The 19,441-nt window shown below is 37.3% G+C and carries 20 protein-coding genes; 6 read left to right on the top strand and 14 right to left on the bottom strand.

The genetic code is table 11. From position 1 onward, the window contains the following. Window positions 1–38: 38 nt before the first annotated feature. From ACN6NE_RS16280 to ACN6NE_RS16230, 11 genes are all read right to left on the bottom strand, one after another. Window positions 39–812 (bottom strand): EAL domain-containing protein, encoded by a 774-nt coding sequence (locus ACN6NE_RS16280; protein WP_129706692.1) that lies wholly within the window; start codon window positions 810–812, stop codon window positions 39–41. Between the two features lie 826 nt (window positions 813–1,638). Further along, entirely contained in the window at window positions 1,639–2,094 is a 456-nt protein-coding gene (locus ACN6NE_RS16275; protein ID WP_474325956.1) for a hypothetical protein, read from the bottom strand. After that, on the bottom strand, window positions 2,091–2,789 hold the full coding sequence (locus tag ACN6NE_RS16270) for a hypothetical protein (RefSeq protein ID WP_474325954.1): 699 nt from the start codon (window positions 2,787–2,789) through the stop codon (window positions 2,091–2,093). Before ACN6NE_RS16270 ends, ACN6NE_RS16275 begins: the two co-directional genes overlap by 4 nt. A gap of 106 nt (window positions 2,790–2,895) precedes the next feature. Continuing rightward, window positions 2,896–3,258: a hypothetical protein gene (locus ACN6NE_RS16265; protein WP_474325953.1), complete on the bottom strand. Its 363-nt coding sequence runs from the start codon at window positions 3,256–3,258 to the stop codon at window positions 2,896–2,898. Next, window positions 3,259–4,860 carry a DUF6792 domain-containing protein gene (locus ACN6NE_RS16260; RefSeq protein ID WP_474325952.1) on the bottom strand — a complete coding sequence of 534 codons (1,602 nt, stop codon included), beginning with the start codon at window positions 4,858–4,860 and terminating at the stop codon, window positions 3,259–3,261. Further along, window positions 4,853–5,542, bottom strand: a complete 690-nt coding sequence (locus tag ACN6NE_RS16255) for a hypothetical protein (protein ID WP_474325951.1) — start codon at window positions 5,540–5,542, stop codon at window positions 4,853–4,855. The genes ACN6NE_RS16260 and ACN6NE_RS16255 overlap by 8 nt, the downstream gene beginning before the upstream one ends. Window positions 5,543–5,800: 258 nt before the next feature. Beyond that, complete coding sequence (locus tag ACN6NE_RS16250; protein ID WP_129706684.1) at window positions 5,801–6,190, bottom strand: PepSY domain-containing protein; 390 nt, start codon at window positions 6,188–6,190, stop codon at window positions 5,801–5,803. A 205-nt stretch (window positions 6,191–6,395) separates the two neighbouring features. Continuing rightward, window positions 6,396–6,578: a DUF3973 domain-containing protein gene (locus ACN6NE_RS16245; protein WP_013055747.1), complete on the bottom strand. Its 183-nt coding sequence runs from the start codon at window positions 6,576–6,578 to the stop codon at window positions 6,396–6,398. 229 nt (window positions 6,579–6,807) lie between these two features. Further along, window positions 6,808–7,788: a UDP-glucose 4-epimerase GalE gene (gene galE / locus ACN6NE_RS16240; RefSeq protein WP_129706682.1), complete on the bottom strand. Its 981-nt coding sequence runs from the start codon at window positions 7,786–7,788 to the stop codon at window positions 6,808–6,810. A gap of 198 nt (window positions 7,789–7,986) precedes the next feature. After that, window positions 7,987–8,871 (bottom strand): fumarylacetoacetate hydrolase family protein, encoded by an 885-nt coding sequence (locus ACN6NE_RS16235; protein WP_474325948.1) that lies wholly within the window; start codon window positions 8,869–8,871, stop codon window positions 7,987–7,989. Beyond that, window positions 8,868–10,067, bottom strand: a complete 1,200-nt coding sequence (locus ACN6NE_RS16230; protein WP_474325946.1) for an amidase — start codon at window positions 10,065–10,067, stop codon at window positions 8,868–8,870. The genes ACN6NE_RS16235 and ACN6NE_RS16230 overlap by 4 nt, the downstream gene beginning before the upstream one ends. A gap of 203 nt (window positions 10,068–10,270) precedes the next feature. On the opposite strand from ACN6NE_RS16230, the gene ACN6NE_RS16225 reads away from it, so the two are divergent. The 3 genes from ACN6NE_RS16225 to ACN6NE_RS16215 all read left to right on the top strand — a co-directional run bounded on the left by ACN6NE_RS16225 (window position 10,271) and on the right by ACN6NE_RS16215 (window position 12,960). Continuing rightward, window positions 10,271–10,981 (top strand): M50 family metallopeptidase, encoded by a 711-nt coding sequence (locus ACN6NE_RS16225; RefSeq protein ID WP_129706675.1) that lies wholly within the window; start codon window positions 10,271–10,273, stop codon window positions 10,979–10,981. Window positions 10,982–11,129: 148 nt separating this feature from the next. Beyond that, a complete protein-coding gene (locus ACN6NE_RS16220) occupies window positions 11,130–11,843 on the top strand; it encodes a suppressor of fused domain protein (RefSeq protein ID WP_129706673.1) in 714 nt (237 codons plus the stop codon). Between the two features lie 184 nt (window positions 11,844–12,027). Then, window positions 12,028–12,960: an aldo/keto reductase gene (locus tag ACN6NE_RS16215; RefSeq protein ID WP_129706671.1), complete on the top strand. Its 933-nt coding sequence runs from the start codon at window positions 12,028–12,030 to the stop codon at window positions 12,958–12,960. Window positions 12,961–12,997: 37 nt separating this feature from the next. Here ACN6NE_RS16215 and ACN6NE_RS16210 read toward each other — a convergent pair whose 3' ends face one another. Both ACN6NE_RS16210 and ACN6NE_RS16205 read right to left on the bottom strand, forming a co-directional pair. Beyond that, on the bottom strand, window positions 12,998–13,351 hold the full coding sequence (locus tag ACN6NE_RS16210) for a DUF4181 domain-containing protein (protein ID WP_474325945.1): 354 nt from the start codon (window positions 13,349–13,351) through the stop codon (window positions 12,998–13,000). 32 nt (window positions 13,352–13,383) lie between these two features. Then, window positions 13,384–14,253 (bottom strand): LysR family transcriptional regulator, encoded by an 870-nt coding sequence (locus ACN6NE_RS16205; RefSeq protein WP_129706667.1) that lies wholly within the window; start codon window positions 14,251–14,253, stop codon window positions 13,384–13,386. Between the two features lie 131 nt (window positions 14,254–14,384). On the opposite strand from ACN6NE_RS16205, the gene ACN6NE_RS16200 reads away from it, so the two are divergent. Together ACN6NE_RS16200 and ACN6NE_RS16195 are read left to right on the top strand one after the other, a co-directional pair. Further along, window positions 14,385–15,059, top strand: coding sequence for a class I SAM-dependent methyltransferase (locus tag ACN6NE_RS16200; protein ID WP_129706665.1), 675 nt, complete (start codon window positions 14,385–14,387; stop codon window positions 15,057–15,059). Between the two features lie 570 nt (window positions 15,060–15,629). After that, the gene (locus ACN6NE_RS16195; RefSeq protein WP_129706663.1) at window positions 15,630–16,688 is read left to right on the top strand and encodes a L,D-transpeptidase family protein; all 1,059 of its coding nucleotides are present in this window, start codon (window positions 15,630–15,632) and stop codon (window positions 16,686–16,688) included. Between the two features lie 68 nt (window positions 16,689–16,756). Here the strand turns inward: ACN6NE_RS16195 and ACN6NE_RS16190 are convergent, their stop codons facing one another. Beyond that, a complete protein-coding gene (locus ACN6NE_RS16190) occupies window positions 16,757–18,688 on the bottom strand; it encodes a hypothetical protein (RefSeq protein WP_474325943.1) in 1,932 nt (643 codons plus the stop codon). 136 nt (window positions 18,689–18,824) lie between these two features. Here ACN6NE_RS16190 and ACN6NE_RS16185 point away from each other — a divergent pair, with 136 nt between their 5' ends. Continuing rightward, window positions 18,825–19,418: a YdbC family protein gene (locus ACN6NE_RS16185; protein WP_013055735.1), complete on the top strand. Its 594-nt coding sequence runs from the start codon at window positions 18,825–18,827 to the stop codon at window positions 19,416–19,418. The last annotated feature ends 23 nt before the right edge of the window (window positions 19,419–19,441 follow it).

Here is a 19,441-nt window from a genome sequence, read left to right as displayed (position 1 = left end):
ATATTACGATAAATTATCTATTTAGTGAAGTGTATGGTTTAAGAGTTCAGCAGCCTTTCTCGTCTGAATAAACTGCGATACTTATTATAAGTTAAGTAGGAAGAGATCGACTGCGGCATGCCCAGCAAATAGCCCTGGGCAGCATGTAGGTTTAACGAAATCGCTGCGGCTAAATCTTTATCTCGTTCAACGCCTTCTAAAATGAGATTCGTATGCGGATAATAGTTAACAAGCAAATCAATCAGATCTTTCTTTTGCTTGCAGTCGGCTAGCCCTTCAGCATAGCTTCGATCTAGCTTCATATAGTGAGGTTCGTACATGCTTACTTGTCTCATTGCTGCAGCACCCGCTCCAAAATCATCAATCGCAATTTTGAAACCGGCTTCTTTTAAACTCATTACTCGGGCAAAAAGAGCAGGCGATTCCCATAAAATCTTTTCATGAAGCGTTTCATTTAACTCCCATACAATGCGATGCTTCGCGTTTTTATAGGTGTTCAACAGATACGTTAAAAACAGCTGAAAATGCGGATGGAGAAGAGTAGATGGAAACACATTGATAAATACATCCTCTGATTTCAATACCCCAAACGGAAAGTTCTTTATAGCCCCTTCAATTGCCATCGTATCAAGCTTGTACAAATAATTATGGCGTCTTGCCAGTGAAAATAACTCTTCAATTTGCCCTTTTGCGAAAGCTGTGCGCAGCAAAGCCTCAAAACCCAGCGTCTCCCACGAATTCAACGCATAAATAGGCTGATATACAAACTGAAAGTCTTCATACGTCAGTTCCTTTAAAACATGAGCATCCATTCTTTCGTTTAATCACCTTTCGTTTTCAATATACTATTTCTTCCATAATCTAAACTTATAAAAATATATCCTAAAAACAGATAATTGTCCATTAAAAGTAAGATATTCCATTGGGTGATTTAATATTTTGGGACTTGCCGGGGCTTATAATAGCAACAAAGAAGTGTTTTAGAGACTTTTATACTTTTGATAGATAGGCTGTAAAGGATGTTTCAAAAAAAGAGATTAAGACATAACCAAATCAATCCCATCTAAAGACGAACAAATTGGATAAAGGAGCTAGTATAGATTGCTTGTAACACCGCGGTTGATATGTGAAATTTACGTTTACCATATACTTAGCACAATAACCTCTTATCGTTAGTTTGTAATCATAGACAAATTGCTAATATTGATAAATAGACGCTCGTTGAAAAATTAACGATAATAGCCCATATAAAGCATTACAAAAAAACATGGCAAATAAATAGGCTGACAAGAAAGGGAAACCTCTTCCGTTTCCTCAAAAAAACATTGTACCTACAGCTAATATACTAACAGCTAAAGAAAAGCCTATAGCTTTCTTTATCTAACGTGCTACCTCTTCTTCTCTATAAATTGCCTACTATTTTCCCTCTTTAAAATGAATATTTTTTAACATTTTTAAAAACCATTCTTGCTTTCTTTCTTCATGACCGCTTTTATATTTACCACTACTATCGAAGGAAATTTGTAATACTTTATTAGAACTCTTATCTGCTACATATGCCAAGTATGTATTAGGATCATGTTTCTTTTTATCTACTATTACCCGCTTTTCCGTGCCTTTGAAATAAATGTAAGCTGATTAGTAGTAAATCCTCGTCTGTGAAGTTTCAATCTTATTAGGAGCACTTAATTCAAATCTTCCCTTAAATAAAGCCTCAACGTGAATACTCTCATCTGCAGGATTACTGGTTAAAAACTCAGTTTTTATATAATTCGCTTGTGTTTTACCTTCAACTTCTTCACTGTAAACAGCCCACCAGCTCTCGTAAGAATCATTATTTACAGCATAATCCTCTCTATTTTTATGTAAAACTTGATACTCTTCCGGAAACCACATCGTATACTGCCCCGTCTTCGACTTAAACTCATAAAATCCATCTTCTACTTTTTTATCTTTGTTTAAGAACTTACGCGTGAAGTGATCATCAAAAGCTGGAACATTGGGGTATCGGCTTTCGTTTATGCCCCATATGCCGCCTATTAAAATAGCGGCTCCTATAATGACTGGAATAATAGTCTTCGTATGTTTTTTCATCCTCTTACATCTCCGTTGTTTGGCTTATTAAAATTGATACTTTTACAAAGTTTTATAAACCACTCTTCTTTTATAGGCTCAGAGTTATCTGAACGCTCACCAATACTATTAAAAGACAGCTGAATAACTTTTTTAGAGTTTTTATCAGCTACATATGCCACATATGTATTAGGAGCATGCTTACTTTTATCATTTATAACGTATTTTTCTGTCCCTCTAAAATAGATATAAGCTGATTGATAGTAGATTCGAACTTCATCTGTTTCTAGCTTTTCCGGTTTACTGACATTGAAGCGTCTCTTTAATAAACTCTCTACACTAAATTCTTCGTTTTCTTGTTTTCTCGCTTCTGAAAATGTAGCTTGTATATTGTTTATTTGGTTTTCACCTTCATACTTTTTAATAGATGAAGCTCTCCATCTTTCATAGAAATTACCGTCTCTTACATACTGTTGATTATTTTCATGCAACAGCTGATACTCTTCCTGAAACCACATCGTATACTGCCCAGTCTTCGACTTAAACTCATAAAATCCATTGGCCACTTTTTCACCTTTGTTCAAGAACTTACGCGTGAAGTGATCATCAAAAGCTGAAACGTCGGGATAGCGACTTTCGTTTATGCCCCATATTCCGCCTATTAAAATAGCTGCCCCTACAATGATTGCGGGAAGGGTCTTCGTACGTTTTTTCATTGTCATACACTCCCTTTATTATTCTTTTGAAATAAACGGGACTTAATGTAAATTGTTCAACATATAAAAATTCCTCAGACCACTGTCTGAGGAATAGCAGTATCCCTTATTTTAATTCACTTTCATCCATTGATTCTTTATATCGAATTTCGTACTCTCTCTTATGCATATCTTTAACAGAATGCATAAAACTCATAATATGCTGAAATGCTCCAGTATCATACTGCTGAGCCCTTAGCGTATATCCCCGCTCAGCTGCTTCTAATTTACTTTTAACCGCATCCACAAACTCACCCGTTTGGTTTTCTAAATAGCTTTTAGCATGCCAAAGTTTTTCATTCACTTCTTGATCCTTTTTGATTAACTCTTTAATCCTTTTTGCCTGCTCATCCTTGAAGTTATCACTATCAAATTTGAACGTATATTTACCGCTCGTTGTTCCTGTGTGTGTAAACTCGAAATCAAACAATTAAATCCCCCCTACTACTTCTTTCATGCTTTTAATATCTGAAGCTACCGATTCGTCTGCTTCCATCATCTTCTCGAAATTTTGGAAGAACGCTTCAAGAAACTTTTGATAGTATGTAACTTCCTCTTGAATAGAAGAGATGATCTCTTCAACAGGGGTAAATACACTATCGTCTAGCGGGTCAAACGTTTTGTCAAACGTCACTTTTTCAGCCACACGCTTTTGCCCAAACCAAGCGAGGGTGGCTCCGTCTTTATCCGCCTTTTCCATGAATGACTGGGGAGAAGCTTCTTCTCTGGATATTTTCATTTTTAATTTTTTCTTTTTAGCTTCGAAGACTTCATTAATTTCACTATGTAAATACTGCTTCAGTGCATTTAAGTTTGCCTCTTTGTCCTTGATGGCATTAGCACAGTAATAAACAAACTTCTTCATTTGTTCATAATCTAGCAAGATTTCTTCCTGAGATCCTGAATCAAAAACCTGATAATACGTCTTCATAGCATTAGCTTCTGTGTATTTGACAACGTAATTAATTCCGTGGAGTTTTGCTTGGTCTCTTTGAGATATTCCTTTAATCCCTTGCACCAAAACTCCAGGGCTTTTTATCGCCTGCTTTGTCAAGAAAAATGTGCCTTCAGTTCCTAGCACAATCCCAGGAAGATGCTTAAGCGGCTTTTCCTTAACATCATCAACATATGATGGAATATTGAGAAGAACACTGTCGTCTACATGAGCATTTACTAAAGATAACCCTCCAATTATATTAGATACTCCAGAGTTATATCTCATTTCATCATGCTTTAAAAATAAGTTCCATTTGGCTAACCTTTTCAGAGGATATTCTCCAATATTAATCATTTCTTCTGTATTCATATTTCCAAGCATGGTTACTTTATTACCTGCATACCAACTGCCAGGGAAAGATTGCGCATGCATAGGTTCACCTTTTACCCAAGTATGACTGATTATAGCTTTCTGTTCTTGGTAGTAAGAATTAGCTAATTGAACTAGATCAGAAGAAGAAACATTCTTAATCTTCCCTTTTTCTGTTTGTACATAGTTTTGAAAATCATTATCTACCCTCAACAATTGTTTAACATTTGCTGGTGCATCATTTAACCCTCTTATACTTACAAAATTTTTCTTCAATAACCCCAGTGTTACTATAAGATGTCCACCCAGAGAATGGCCATCTCCGTACCGTTTAATTCCTATATCCGATTTTTTGATTTTCTTTTCGACTTTATCATACATAGTCAAAGCATCTTCAAGTTGGGTATCTTTTTTTCCGCTACCTATACCTAGCGCATCATATACTACATCTTCGAAATCTTTATTTGGTTCTGTTCCCCTAAAAATATAGTATACTTCATTGATGTGATGCTCCTTATCATAAAAATGAATAGCTGCTCCATCAAAACCAGATTTGTTTCCTACACCCATATCTTTACTAGTATAAACTTTAAAATTAGGAGGATTTTCTCCTGTAGTATCTTTATATATTTTCTTAATCTCTTTACTTCTACTAGATAAGTCTTTATATTCAAGCTGAGTTAATTTATTTCTTAAATTGTTATCCAATAAAGGTGCTTTAGCCATTTGCTTTTCCCTCGTTAAAATGGATACTTTTTAAGATTTTTAAAACCCATGCATTCTTTCCAAGCTCATTATCTTCCATAAGATCTCCTACCTGATCTATTGATAATTGAATTACTTTTGTCGAGTTCTTATCAGCCACATATGCTACGTATGTATTAGGGGTATGTTTTTTATTGTCATTTACCACATGCTTTTTAGGTCCTTTGAAATAAATATAAGCAGATTGATAGTATATTCTAGTATTAGAAGTTTCTATTAATCTTGGTTCACTCACATTAAAACGATTTTTCATAAGACTTTCTACACTAAAAGACTCATCTTCTGGATCTCTTCCTTCTGACAATTTTAAACTTATGGAATTGATTTGACTGTCATTTTTATACTTTTCAGTATAAGATGCTACCCATCTTTCGTACATGTCGCCACTAACAACATAGTCTTCGTCATTTTCATGAATCAACTGATACTCCTCCGGATACCACATCGTATACTGCCCTGTCTTCGACTTAAACTCATAAAACCCGTCATCCACTTTTTTATCTTTGTTTAAGAATTCACGCGTAAAGTGATCATCAAAAGCAGGGACGTTTGGGTATCGGCTTTCGTTTATCATCCATATTCCTCCTATTAAAATAGCAGCTCCTGCAATGACTGCAATAATGGTCTTCGTACGTTTTTTCATTGTCGCACACCCTTTTAATTATGTTATAACCTGTGTTTTATACATGTTCGATACTATCATACTTATAATGGGAGAGTCATAAGCAGAACGAATCAAAGAACCATAATTAGGAAGTGGTTATTTTTCACTATCACTTACCCTTTCTTTTAAATAAATAATCGTTTCTTGTTTTATTATTGTTACCTTTATTAATGATTTCTCTCAATAAAGAAAACCCCACTTTCAAAAAAGTGAGGTTGATTACATAATATAAGACGTTTACTGAACGTTTCGCTCTTCTTGTGCTAGCACATCCATTTCAGCGTCAATCTTCACGCTGTGGGTTTTTCCATCAAGTCCAAGAATCACAATTTCGTATTGCTTGTTAGCAAGAACAACGGATTCGATAATACCTTTATGCTGTCTTAATGCGTATGCTTTTGCACGGCTTTTAGTTAAAGGAATTGTTTTTTCTTTCAAAATATTGCCGGTTTGGGCGTTAATTTTTACTTTGTGCTCTTCTCCGTTTAACGTAAGGATGTCTACTATATAAATAGGAAGAGTAAGTATTTTACTCAGCGATATGGATTTGATAATGCCTTTATATTCTTTTAGTGCGAGTAGCTTTGCTTGTTCTTTCAACAAAAGTGATCGTTTTTCAGAAATCATTTGACGCCATCCTTTCTAGTTTATAAAACGGACTGCTGTTTCAATTTCTTAACGTACCATATCCTATGTATACGTCTACTAACTAGTATAGCGGGCTTGTCTTAAATTTCTCTTAATATTACATGAAAGATAGCTGAAGAAAGCTGTTATTCACTGAAAAAACTAGACCTGATTAGATCTAGCTTCTTATTGGTGAATGTGAATTCTACATCTTTTTCGTTTCGAATCGTTCTACGGCTCTCATTTGTTTGATTGACGGGGATTTGTGTACGCACATGCCTAAATGAACTTTTTGAAGCAAATAGGGATCAATGTAAAAACCATTTTGAAAGATGTTTTCTTTTTCCTGTTCGTCATGAAATTTGGAGCATCTTACACAGTAATACATATCATAACCTCCTTGCGGACTATTTTATAAACGGGGATAGTTGTGAATGTTATATTTACCTACATCATATGGAAAAGAACAAAAGTCGTGCTTGTTTAGGGAAAATGTCCGAAAAGGAGAAGGCTTGTCCATAGGCTAAACCGCTGGCTTTTCAAAATGATTATTTAGAACATAAATCAGTTTAATCGTAATAAAAAAGCCTCTTTCAAAGAAAAAAGAGGCTTTTTTGTTAATTTGTTACTTTTGCGCTGTTTTGGTGCCAGTTCCAAGCTGATGCGATGATTTTTTCTAATGAAATTTGCGCTTTCCAGCCTAATTCTGCGTGGATTTTATCAGAAGATGCAACTAGGCGTGCCGGATCTCCAGCGCGACGGTCTGCCATAACGACATTCGCTTTTTTACCCGTTACTTTTTCACACGTTTCGATCACTTCTTTTACAGAGTAGCCAAGGCCGTTTCCAAGATTGTACGTTGCTGTCTTCTTCGAGCCGTCTAACAGTGCTTGAAGCGCTGAGATGTGAGCATTCGCTAGGTCCGTTACGTGAATGTAGTCACGGATACACGTTCCGTCTGCAGTATCGTAGTCTGAGCCGAATACAGAAATGTTTTCACGTTCACCAAGCAGGTGCTGAAGAATGATTGGAATTAAGTGCGTTTCAGGATCATGGCACTCGCCAATTTCTGCTGTTTCGTAAGCACCCGCTGCGTTGAAGTAACGAAGTACCACATATTCCATATCATAAGCATTTGCAAAGTCAGCTAGAATCTGTTCAATCATTAACTTTGAACGTCCGTACGGATTAATTGGGTTTGTTGCCGTATCTTCTGTAATGATATCTACAGAAGGAATACCATATGTAGCAGCAGTAGATGAAAAAATAAACTTTTTCACATTGTGCTTCATCATTGTTTGTAAAAGGGTTAACGTCGCAGCTACGTTGTTTTGATAATATTTAAGAGGATCTGTTACTGACTCCCCTACTAAACTATTAGCAGCAAAGTGCATGACAGCATCAATTTTATGATTTGTGAATACGCTTTCTAAATCTTTCTCATTACCTAGATTTCCTTCTACGAATACCGCTTTCTCATCGATTGCCCAGCGATGACCCGTTGATAGATTATCAAGTACCACAACTTCATTTGTTTTCACTAATTCTTTTACTAGGTGGCTTCCGATATAGCCTGCTCCTCCGATGACTAAAATCATACTGTCAGTCAGCTCCTTTTTATTAAGTGTCGATACAGATATCGTACCCGTTTCTTTTCCATTTGTAAATATTTCATTTTTCAGTATATGATAACGCAAATGCTATCTTTCAATTAGTATATCTACTAATTGTGAACTGAGTGTGAAGATATTCGTTTCTACTTAAAAACCCGCGCGTGTAAGCAACGGGTTTTCTTCTTAGATTTGCTGAGGCACTTTCTTCATATCTTTTACTTTATTTTTTAATGGAAGCATCCCTTCAATATGACATTCAATACAGTCCCCTTCTTCAATAACAGCCGGTCCCGGCGTTCCGGTGAGGATGATATCACCTGGATGCAGCGTCATGACTTTTGAGAAAAATGAAACACAGTATGCGATGTCGTAAATCATATTAGACACTGTATTTTCATGCTGTACGTTTCCGTTTAGCAGTGTGCGCACTTGAAGTGATTTCACGTTTGATATACTTTCTTTTGTGATAAATTCTGAGCCTATACTGCAAAATGTATCAAAGCTTTTCGCCCGCATTAAGTAGCGATGATTCGCCGCATGGATATCAGCTGCGGTTACGTCAATTGCTGAGGTATAACCAGCAATTACGTTTATGGCTTCATCTGGCTCTATATCCTTACACGTTTCGCCGACTACCACCGCTAGTTCCGCTTCAGCCGTTGTTTTGTAGGACTGCTTTGGAATACGAATGCTGTCGTCTGGTCCAATAATGGCGGTTGCGGGTTTTAAAAAACTAACTGGATCAATGGCACGGTCGTAGTCTTTTAGTTTTTCTTCAGAAGCCGCATAATTAAACCCAATGCCTAATAATTTCGACGGATTACTAATGATAGGAGCTGTTTTTCTGCCCTGCACGTGCAGTACCGGAAAAGAGCTGTTCATACCAAATTTATTATGGGCGTACCATGTTTCAAGGTGGCGAAGTTCTTTATATTGAATAAGATCCCAAATTGTTGTAGACCAGTTTGTTAAATATTTAGTATTGATATCTTCTATAAGCAGAATGCTGTCATTGTCTAAAATGGCTGCTTGTTCTTTCCCTTGCTCTATTATATTTACTAACTTCATGATACGCTCCTTACCGATGCTTGAATGATACGATCGCTGTTTTCTTTTACCCAATTTAATAATTTTTCATCTTGGTTGTATCCTGCAATAAAAGATAAACCGATTGGCAAACCGTCTAGTTCTCCTGCAGGTATCGTAACTTGGGGAAGACCGCTTAGGCCGGCAATACACGTCATTTGAAGTGTTCGCGATCTTCTGTTTTCTAACTCCGGTCCTTTTGCATCTTTTACAGGCGCTGGTCCTGAAGCTGTAGGAAGTACTAATATTCCTTCTTCCCCAAGCTGTGAGTACATAAAATAGCGAAGTTCACGACGCTTTTCTTCTATATAATTCATATTTAATAATGTAAGAGTGCTGGCCCATTGAAAGCGGCTTCCGATGTCTTCTCCAAACGTTGGATTTTCTTTTTGAATCCACTCTCCGTGCGTTTGCCAGATTTCTTTTCCTTGCAGCAAACGGAAGGTTTCCATATATGTAGAAAAACCCTGAGGAGCAATCGCTATCTCTTCTATAGTAGAGAAAGACTCCATTACGTGGTTGATAGACGGCACAAGAGCTCGCATGCTTTGTTCATCCACAAGTTCCACCACATCTGTTGGTACATACAGCCGTGTAAAGCCACTAGCACGCGACGTTGAATTTAATAAAACCGCTCCAACTTTTTGCAGAGTGTGGCCTTCTCTAGCCATTACACCAACTGTATCAAAGCTTGGAGCCAGTGGAATCAGACCGTTTGTAGAAATGCGTCCGTAAGAAGGACGATACCCGAAAATACCGCAGTAGCTTGAAGGAATTCGAACTGATCCTCCCGTATCTGTTCCAATCGCAAAATCAGTTATTCCCGCTGCGACAGCAACCGCTGATCCGCTCGAAGAACCCCCCGGAATTCGATCTGCGCTTTTTGGGTTTACCGGTGTTCCGTAATGCGCATTTTCTCCATTTAATCCGTACATAAGCTCGTCGGTATGCGTAACTCCCTTTAGTGCAGCTCCTTCTTTTAAAAGAGCAGCTACTACGTCTGCATGCTCGCTTGCAGGCTGATGCGTGGCGAGCCAATCTGGATTTCCTGCACTTGATATATGTCCTTGTACATCAAATACGTCTTTTAACGCAAAACTCAAGTTATTTAACACTCCCGTTCCCGTTGGAGGTACGTAAAGGTCACTGTCTACAAATGCATTCCACGTATCTTTCATTCGACCATCTCCTCATTTCTTATATCTGTTTAGAATATAAAATTTGGAATAAGCTGGTCAATGAATGTGTCAGGTCTGTTAACATTAATATTATGTAAATCTCCCAGCTTCTCTTTTCCTAGAGAAACTAGCCGTTTCATTTCCCTTTTAGCACGTTTGCGAGTAAAGTAGAAACATATCATTTTACGAAAAGGACTATCGCGATGGAACAATCTACTACGCTTTTTTTATTTATTTTATTAGCTTTTGTGCTAACAAGAGGCATTCCCTTTATAGGTTCATTTGCTCCTAGCATTAATCAGCTGCTTCGGCATATTGGACGTTATTTTTCAAATTTAAATACGATGTTTCATGAAGATGGCCACGCGTTAATGGGGCTTATTGTGGGAAAAGGCGTCAATCGCATTGAGCTTTATACCAATAATGAAGGCGTAGCTGTGACTGCCACCTACGCGGGATCCCGTGGATGGCTGCCGCGCGTCATTATTGCCTTAGCCGGCTACCCGTTCAGCTCAGCAATAGCTTATTTGTTTTTCTACCTGCTCGTTCACCATCACTACGACTGGCTTTTTTACGGGTTAGGAAGTGTTGTTGTTATTAATTTACTGCTTTGGGTGCGTAACGGATACGGAATTGTGTGGCTTTTTTCTATCGGTTTGATTCTCGGAGGTATTTATTATTTACAAGACCCACAGCTTACGCGCTACAGCATGATGTTTGTTGGTGCGCTGTTACTTGTAGAATCTCTATTTTCTGCCTTTATTATTTTTGTGTTAAGCATCAAATATCCACACGATGCAGGTGACGCTACGAGTTTAAAGCAGCTTACCCATCTTTCAGCACGCTTTTGGGGTTTTTTATTTTTCGCACAGGCCGTGTATGTGGCTTATTTGATTTTTCACCTGATTTATTAAAGACAAAATTCGGTAATGCCCCAAGAAAACTTTGGTAATTTTATAATTTAAAGGAATAATTTACTTTTGCGCACTAAATAATAGTTTACGAGTTCCCCAAATGAGGTATATATTGGGTACTATGAAGTCGTAAAGAGGTGTGGGATACTTGTCATTATTTTTAAAGTGGAAGCAAAAGAAGCAGGAAAAAGAAGTAGAGCGTGTTCTTGAGGAATCAATTTCAAAAAGAAAAGACTACTGGAACACAATTGGACATGTAGACGGAGACGTATTAACTCATTTGTTAAATCCCATGTTTTTTGGCGGGCCTGCTTGGCCATCTGGACGTCAAACATTTATTCGCGTTCAAAAAACAGAGACGGTTATTCTCGCAAGCGACGGCTTGTCCGATCCGTTTCAATCCCCCGAAGAAAAAAGCCGAAAGCAAGGAAAAGGATTAGAATTCTATATCGAATGCGATGATGAATCTCTGCGCGGACCTTTATCGGATATCCAGGATCACTGGGCATTTGACCTTCTTTATCAAATGAGTCAAAATGCTGCCGCTCATCCTAATATGCTAGAACTATTCATGAAGCACGATATTCTTTCAATTGAATTTACTGATTTGGACGTACCGTCTCATTTTGTAAATAAAAATGGAGAAATTGGTATATTGCTAGGCGTTCAGTCTCCTTCTGTTTCAGCTAGCCTCTCTTTACCTTACGAATCTATTAAACTGATTAGCATGAAGCTTCTTACACCAAACGAATTAGAGTATGTACGCGAACAAGGAGCGCAAGGACGCAGGCAGCTTGCTGAAACATTTCAGCTGTCAAAAAGTTATCATATTACCATGACTAAAAGAGAATCTCTTATTTAGAAGAGGTTCTTTTTTTATTTCTGCTATTGAAATAGAGCCCTGTAGAATATACTCCTTATTTACATGTAACTCAAGTTTACATACTTTTTTAAAGCTGCTTTTCATATGAGCGTACTATTTTTGATTCATGGTATATTTTGCTATAGTAAAAAAGAAGATATAAAAAAGGAGATGGACGTTAGACATGGCAGAAAAAGTACAAATTGGAAAATCCGAATTATATGTTAATCCTATTGGACTTGGAACAAACGCTGTAGGAGGACATAACTTATATCCTAACCTAAACGAAGAAGTCGGCAAAGACCTTGTTCATAAGGCGCTAGATAATAGCATAAACCTCCTTGATACAGCGTTCATTTATGGTCCAAAACGTTCTGAAGAACTAATTGGTGAAGTGCTAAAAGAACGTGGAAATCGTGAAGAAGCGGTTATCGCCACAAAAGGAGCACATAAAATTGTTGGAGATGAGGTACTGCTAGACAACTCTCCTGCGTTTTTAAAACAGTCGGTTGAAGATAGCTTAAAACGCCTTCAAACAGATTATATCGATTTGTATTATATTCACTTTCCAGATAAAAACACACCTAAAGACGAAGCGGTCGGTGCGTTAAAAGAATTAAAAGATGAAGGTAAGATCCGCTCTATTGGCGTATCAAACTTCTCGTTAGATCAGTTAAAAGAAGCAAATAAAGATGGTTATGTAGACGTGGTACAAGGGCAATATAACTTAATTCAGCGAGAAGCAGAAAACGATATTTTACCTTATACGGCTGCAAACCGCATTTCATTTATTCCATACTTCCCGCTAGCTGCTGGTTTACTTGCTGGGAAATACGATAAAAACACAAAGTTTAATGACTTGCGCGAAGATATGCCTCATTTTATCGGGGAAGCATTTCAGCAAAATCTAGAAAAAGTAGAGCGTCTTCGTCAAATCTCTAGCGCAAAAGGCATAGAAGTAGCTCATCTTGTTCTGGCTTGGTACTTAACGCGCGATTCAATTGATGTACTAATTCCGGGGGCAAAACGCGCTGATCAAGTACTTGATAACTTAAAAACATTAGATGTTCAGCTCACTTCTTCCGAAATTAAAGACATTGATCATATTTTTAAATAATACAAAAAGAGCTTTGCCACAGGTAAAGCTCTTTTTTCTATACAATTCCGCTGGCTAATAGAACAAAAGCCGTAAAGAAGAATCCCATCTGTACAAAGCTTGTTATGTATTCTTTTGTTTCTTGTTTATATTTCCATTCATCTATACTTTTCAACAAAATATTCACGACTAAGAATAGGAGAGATACGATATAAGGCTCTACAAACATAAAAATCATATCTAATATCAGAAAAAGAACAAAAGCTACCATTACATATTTGTCCCAACGTTCTAAAGCTAGACTCTCATATTCATATTTGCCCCAAAATTTGCTGCGAGGGATATCAAAGACTTTTCTTAAGATAAAGTCTGCTAAGACCGTTGCTGCTACAAGTATTATTAATATATACATTGCCACTCCCCCTTCCTTTTTATGGTATCATTTCAGCTCGTTTCTGTTAAGGTCTGAGCTACAAAGTGCTTAAACTGCTTTGTTTCTTCCGTTTCACCTTTTGTTACGATATACGTGTGTGAAGAAGGCCGGATAATTTTTTGCTGTGAAATTACGCTTAACGTTTGATTTTCAACTTCCTTTTTCACCATAGAAAATGGCAAATAAGATACGCCTAAACCTTCTTCAATAAAGCGCTTTGTAATTTCTACTTGCGTCACAGGAAGCAGCTGAATGTGAGGATAACAAGCCTTGATTTGAAGGAGTAAATCTTCCCAATAAACAGGATGATTATTCGTAAGCAGCCGGTAGTAAGATAACAGCTCCTGTTCCGTACGTACTCCTGCAGAAAACGGGGCGACTAAGACTGCTTTTTCTTTATGAATTAACTCATAAAAAACATCTGCCTGACCCGGAAGCATCCTTGTTAATCCAATATCTGATTTTCTGTCGCTGATGTCTTTTCCCACTTGAAACGAATTTGTGATATTAACCGTGACTTCAATATGGGGATATTTCTCTACAAATTGTTTGATTAAACTAGGCAAAACAGATGCTGCTATTTGAGGAGCAGCGGATATAGTCAGTTTTCGGTTATATCCTTGCTTCCATAATTTAAAATTCCCTACTCCTTCCTCATATGCCCTCACCATTTTTTGAGCATGAGGCAAAAAAAAGCGTCCTGCCTCAGTCAGCGCGATGTATTTACCTTTTTTTTCAAAAAGCTCATCTCCTAATTCTTGCTGCAGTCGCTGAATATGCTTTGATACAGCAGGCTGCGTTAAAAATAAATCTTCAGAAGCTTGTCTGAAATTTTCATAAGAAGCCGCTATGATGAATGTTTTTAACCATTTGATCTCCATTTTCTTCTCTCCATCTCTTTCTATTCATAACAAACTGGAATCAATACTGCTTATTTTTGTTTATTTTCTTTTCTATCAAACTTCTATACGATATATGTATCTCAATATTACCAAATAAAGGAGCTGTAAAAATGAAAAATAACGTTAAAGAAAAATTTAATGCTCATGCTTCTCAGTATGATGAGCAGCGCCGCAAACTCATTCCTTGTTTTTTTGATTTTTATTCTATTCCCGTTTCGCTTCTTCACTTTTCAAAAAAGCCGCTTCGCATACTTGATATCGGAGCAGGTACAGGCTTGTTTTCTTCTTTTGTTAAAGAAAAATACCCAGATGCGCATTTCACGTTGATTGACGTATCAGATCAAATGCTTGAAAAAGCCAAAGAGCGCTTTAAAAATGAACCGCATATAGAATTTATCGTATCAGATATAACAAGCTACAAATTTGAGCACTCATTTGACATTGTGATTTCTTCACTTGCTATTCATCATTTAGAAGACGAACAAAAACAAAAACTGTATGGACAAATTTATGATTTGCTGCATACAGGAGGAATATTCATTAACGCCGATCAAGTATTAGGCCACTCTCCTATTATTGAAGAGCTATATAAAAAGGATTGGAGTGAAAGAATTGCCGCAAGCGGATTAACTCATAAGCAGATTGAGGCTGCTCATGAACGTACGAAGTTAGATAAAATGGCAACTTTAAACGATCAGTTAAATTGGTTAACAGCAAGCGGGTTCAGCACAGTGGATTGCATCTATAAATTTTTTAATTTTGTTGTGATGTATGCCCAAAAATAACGCTTTAAAAACTACTTGCCTCTTTGCAAGTAGTTTTTTTACTCTTTCCCTCCCTATATTCGAATAAGAATATTTATCTATTTCCACAAAACTACGCATACTTCTTTTCCAGTTTCGTATATCTAATAATAGCTTCGTTCTCCTGAACTTTTAAATTTTTTGTACATAAAACCCATATAAAGTATTTTTTATACTATTTTATGTCTTTTTATGGTATGAAAAATACAAATATGTTACAATATGATTACAAAACAATCTATATAACGCTTTCATTTCTTTACACAAAAATGAAGAACTGGAAAGGATGTGATGCTTATGTAAATGTGAATCCGCTAGATTAGTAAACTTATATTCCTAAAGTTGTACAAACAATTAAGAAAAACTTAGATATTCTTATTATTATAAATTCCCGCTAGTAAAGTCTTTCTACTTAATGATTTCCTTATTAAGCTCATACATACAGGTATAGAAAATACAGCTATTCGTCTTTTATTTTATTAGTGAAGAATTTATAGCACAGCCCAAAGCATCATACGTTTTTCATTAATGCAGCCTAAGGAGGCGCAGCACATGGCAAATAGAATATCAAGAACAGTAATCGTACTCATAGCGGCTATTTTAGCTCTAGCCTGCTTGTTTGTAGGAGTTCCAAAAACAGAAGCTGCTTCAACACCATCTCATTTAATTATCATTAACAAAGCGACGAATAAACTCGCTTATTACCAAAATGGTTCACTTGTCCGAACGTTTTCAGTAGCAACAGGACGCACGCAGTCTCTTACACCAGAAGGACATTTCAAGGTAGTGAATAAAATTGTCAATCGCCCTTATTACTCAGGGAACATTCCTGGTGGAGATCCTCGAAATCCCCTTGGCAATCGCTGGCTAGGTCTAAACGCGAGAGGTACATACGGCACGACGTATGCTATTCACGGAAATAACAATCCTGCTTCCATTGGCAAATATGTAAGTAGCGGATGCGTTCGTATGTACGATGAAGAAGTAGCATGGTTATTTAGTAAAGTGACCGTCGGTACACCGGTTGTGATTACAACTTCTTCTAAATCATTTAATGACATTGCAGCAGCAAACGGGTACAACGTTTCTGGAAACTCAGGTTCTACTCCAGCTCCTTCTACAGGAACTGTTTTAAAGAAAGGCAGTAAAGGAAATGCAGTTAAAGAGCTTCAGCAGAAACTAACTTCACTTGGCTATAATACAAAAGGTACGGACGGTGTGTTCGGTGCCAATACAGATTCAGCTGTTCGTAAGTTTCAAAAAGACCACGGCTTAACGGCTGACGGCATTGTAGGCCCATCAACATATAAAGCTTTGGGAAGTTCAGGAACGAACCCGACGACACCAACAAACCCAACAAATCCAAAGCCAACAAATCCACCAGCAGATACAACAATTAACACAAAACAAACACTTAAAAAAGGAAGCAAAGGCAGCAATGTTCAAGCTCTTCAAAAGAAATTAACAGCGATTGGCTATAATACAAAAGGTACGGACGGTATCTTCGGTGCCAATACAGAAGCTGCTGTACGTAATTTTCAAAAAGACAATAAGCTAGCAGTTGACGGCATTGCTGGACCTAATACTTTAACTGCTATTTCCAAACGCTAATAGAGCCTGATTTCAGGCTCTGTTTTTTTTATTGATAAACCTCTTTTTTTACATCGCGCCTTGACCCCTTAATGAACCATTACGCCGTCTTTCTTTTCTACGACATACTTAATCAGCTGATAAACCGTTCTCATAAGAATTTGTTGCTGATAGATATCATTTTTGGCAGGAATTACGTTTTCTATCAGTCTGCTATATTTGTAGGCTTGATCGTCTTCTTTTTGTTTATAAAGAGCGAGCCAGTTATTACGGGATTTTTCAAGCAACTGTTCGTTGAAATAGGAATAAACGACGGTTGCGAACTCACCTGCCAATTCTTGAATAACCTGCTGTCGGTCGGTGACCGAATGATAGGTACTTGACCACCCAGACGGCTGGCTTAGAAAATGCTCGTAGACAGATGAAATAAAAGCGGAAGTAATGACTGGCACCGGCCCTTCATGCTCTCCTAAGGAAATGTTCAAACATGTTTCTCTATCCATATAAGGAATGTTCAGCGACTCCATCGCTTCATAAAAAGCCTGAGAGACAGTTAAGTTTAAATAAATAGGATGCAACTCTTGCTGCTTTTTTCTCGTTTCTGATACTAAAGCCGCCTTTAAGTCTTTATACAGAAGGTGGCTCTCTTTGAATTCCTCGTGTACACATTCTAAAATAGACGTATTCCCTACTGTTAAATAGTAGTGAAGCTGCTTTTTCATAAGAGGTGAAACGCTTTTAAGCGCATAATCTATCATTTTAGCCATAGCATGTTTTTTAGCATAATCCGTACGGCAGCTTGGAGAAGTAAGCAAATCTCCGTGTGTAACACAAACGTTTACCTTAGCACCATGACCATGTACGATGAGCTGTTGAAGAAATTGAATATCCAATTCTTTAAGCCCATGATGTACGTATAAAATAGAAGCTGCTTTTTTAAAAGAATCGTGGATGGTGCTCGTATATTCAAAACACGGATGCTCGCAAATCGCTACTCCTTTTTTAAAAGAAAAAGGGCCGCAAACTTCAATTCTACGAAACAATGGATAAATAAGACGTCCGTTATTTTCTTCTTCTTCATTTGTTAGCGGACCAAAGGAAGACAGCTCTTTTGCTGTGAGACGGCAAGATATTGGCCAGTCGTCTTCTCCTATTTCCCATGTTCCTTCCTTGTATTCTTTCAACCGGGATTCAATTGCCAGAAGCATTTGCTCGGTGATTTTCCTACATTCAAGCCGCTTGTGCCATCCCTCTGCAAAATCTCTTCCTTCTTGATCAACAGCGTCTTTTACTATTTCACTTTCTCGTTTAATTGCATCTACAAATTGTTTGAATGAACTATTTTCTTCGCTCATTCTTAAAGGAACATCATCATTAAAATAACGGGCTTTGTATGGAATATCTCCCAAAAGAGCGCGCAGATTAAAAGAGGAATCTCCGTGTAACAACTCAAAGACCAAGTCATAATCCGTGCCTCCTTCAGCATAAACTTCAGCGCTTCTTAGTAGGATATTCTCCAATTTCCTTTGCACTTCACTTCGCGTAAAAAAAGAGACAGCAGCTTCATAGTGTTGGGAATCCTTCACCTTATACGTAGCAGAATAAGCGCCTTTACTGCCTATTCCTAGAAAGCCACATTCCTTTGTTATACCAAGAAGCTGGCGGATTAAGGATGTTTTGCCGCTTCCTTGTTCTCCGATTACATGAACGTACTCATACTCGCTGTCAATTTGTTCGCTCGTCCTTTTTTCAATATCGTTATAAAAAGCATTCACTACTCGTTCATCATATCTTGCTTTTGCTCTTCCTTTTGCAGTACTTGTCCAAAAATCCTGCACTCTCAGCAGTTCATTCATCTCTTCAACCAGAATGTCAATTTCATCGTGTTGCTCTGTATACATAAACCGTTTAACAAACGGGTGCGATCTTCCTCTTTCATCTTTTTTAAACGGATGCTGAAACATAATTGACCAGCCTTTTCGCATAGGAGATTGACAGGCTTTTGCACGAAAAACTTTCATTCATTTCCCCTTCTTTCCCTAACATTGTCCTATTTGAAATGTATGGCTTTTAAAGGGGGGATATGTCTATGATTTTCCTCTTTTTAGAAGGATTTTTCCTTCATTTATCGAAGTAATTAATTGAGGTGATGGGAGAATGTTGACAAAAATTGTGAAATGCAGCATACCGACTGATAAAAAAGCATCTTTTTCATATACGCAACAGCATTGGGCTGCTCTTGCACACGTGAATGGTTTCATTGGCCAATTAGGGGGTTGGAACGTGGAAGATGAAACAGATGCTTGTATTCTAGCTCTGTGGGAAGATGGAACAACTTATCAAGAATTCATGAAGCATACTCATGATTCTATTTTTTATAAAAGCAAGCAGGATCAAACATATACGAATTTGGACGTTTCAACATCAGATCCGTCCTACTTCATAGGAGCGCGCTACAATTATTATCGAAGCAGCGCCATTGAAAGCCGTTATTTAGTAAAGACGGAAATTGAAGTCGATTTTTACGACAAAGAAGATATCCATGAGATGGTAAAAAGCTTGATAAATCCTTCTTACCGCTGTTTATCTCACGTTGTATCACCAATCGAGCATAGCAAGCTTGTCATTTTTTCATTATACGGATCTGCTTGTCCGCAAAAAACAATTGATACTTTCGTTCATCCAAATGTACTGAACGCGTCTCAATACATATATCAATTAGAGAAAAATTGGAACGTTCTTTCCAATTAAAAAATAGAAGCCTAGGCCCGACG

It is taken from the genome of Priestia sp. 53B2 (assembly GCF_056099005.1).
The sequence above is the reverse complement of the archived record's forward strand: the minus strand, read 5'-3'. Positions and strand labels throughout refer to the sequence as shown.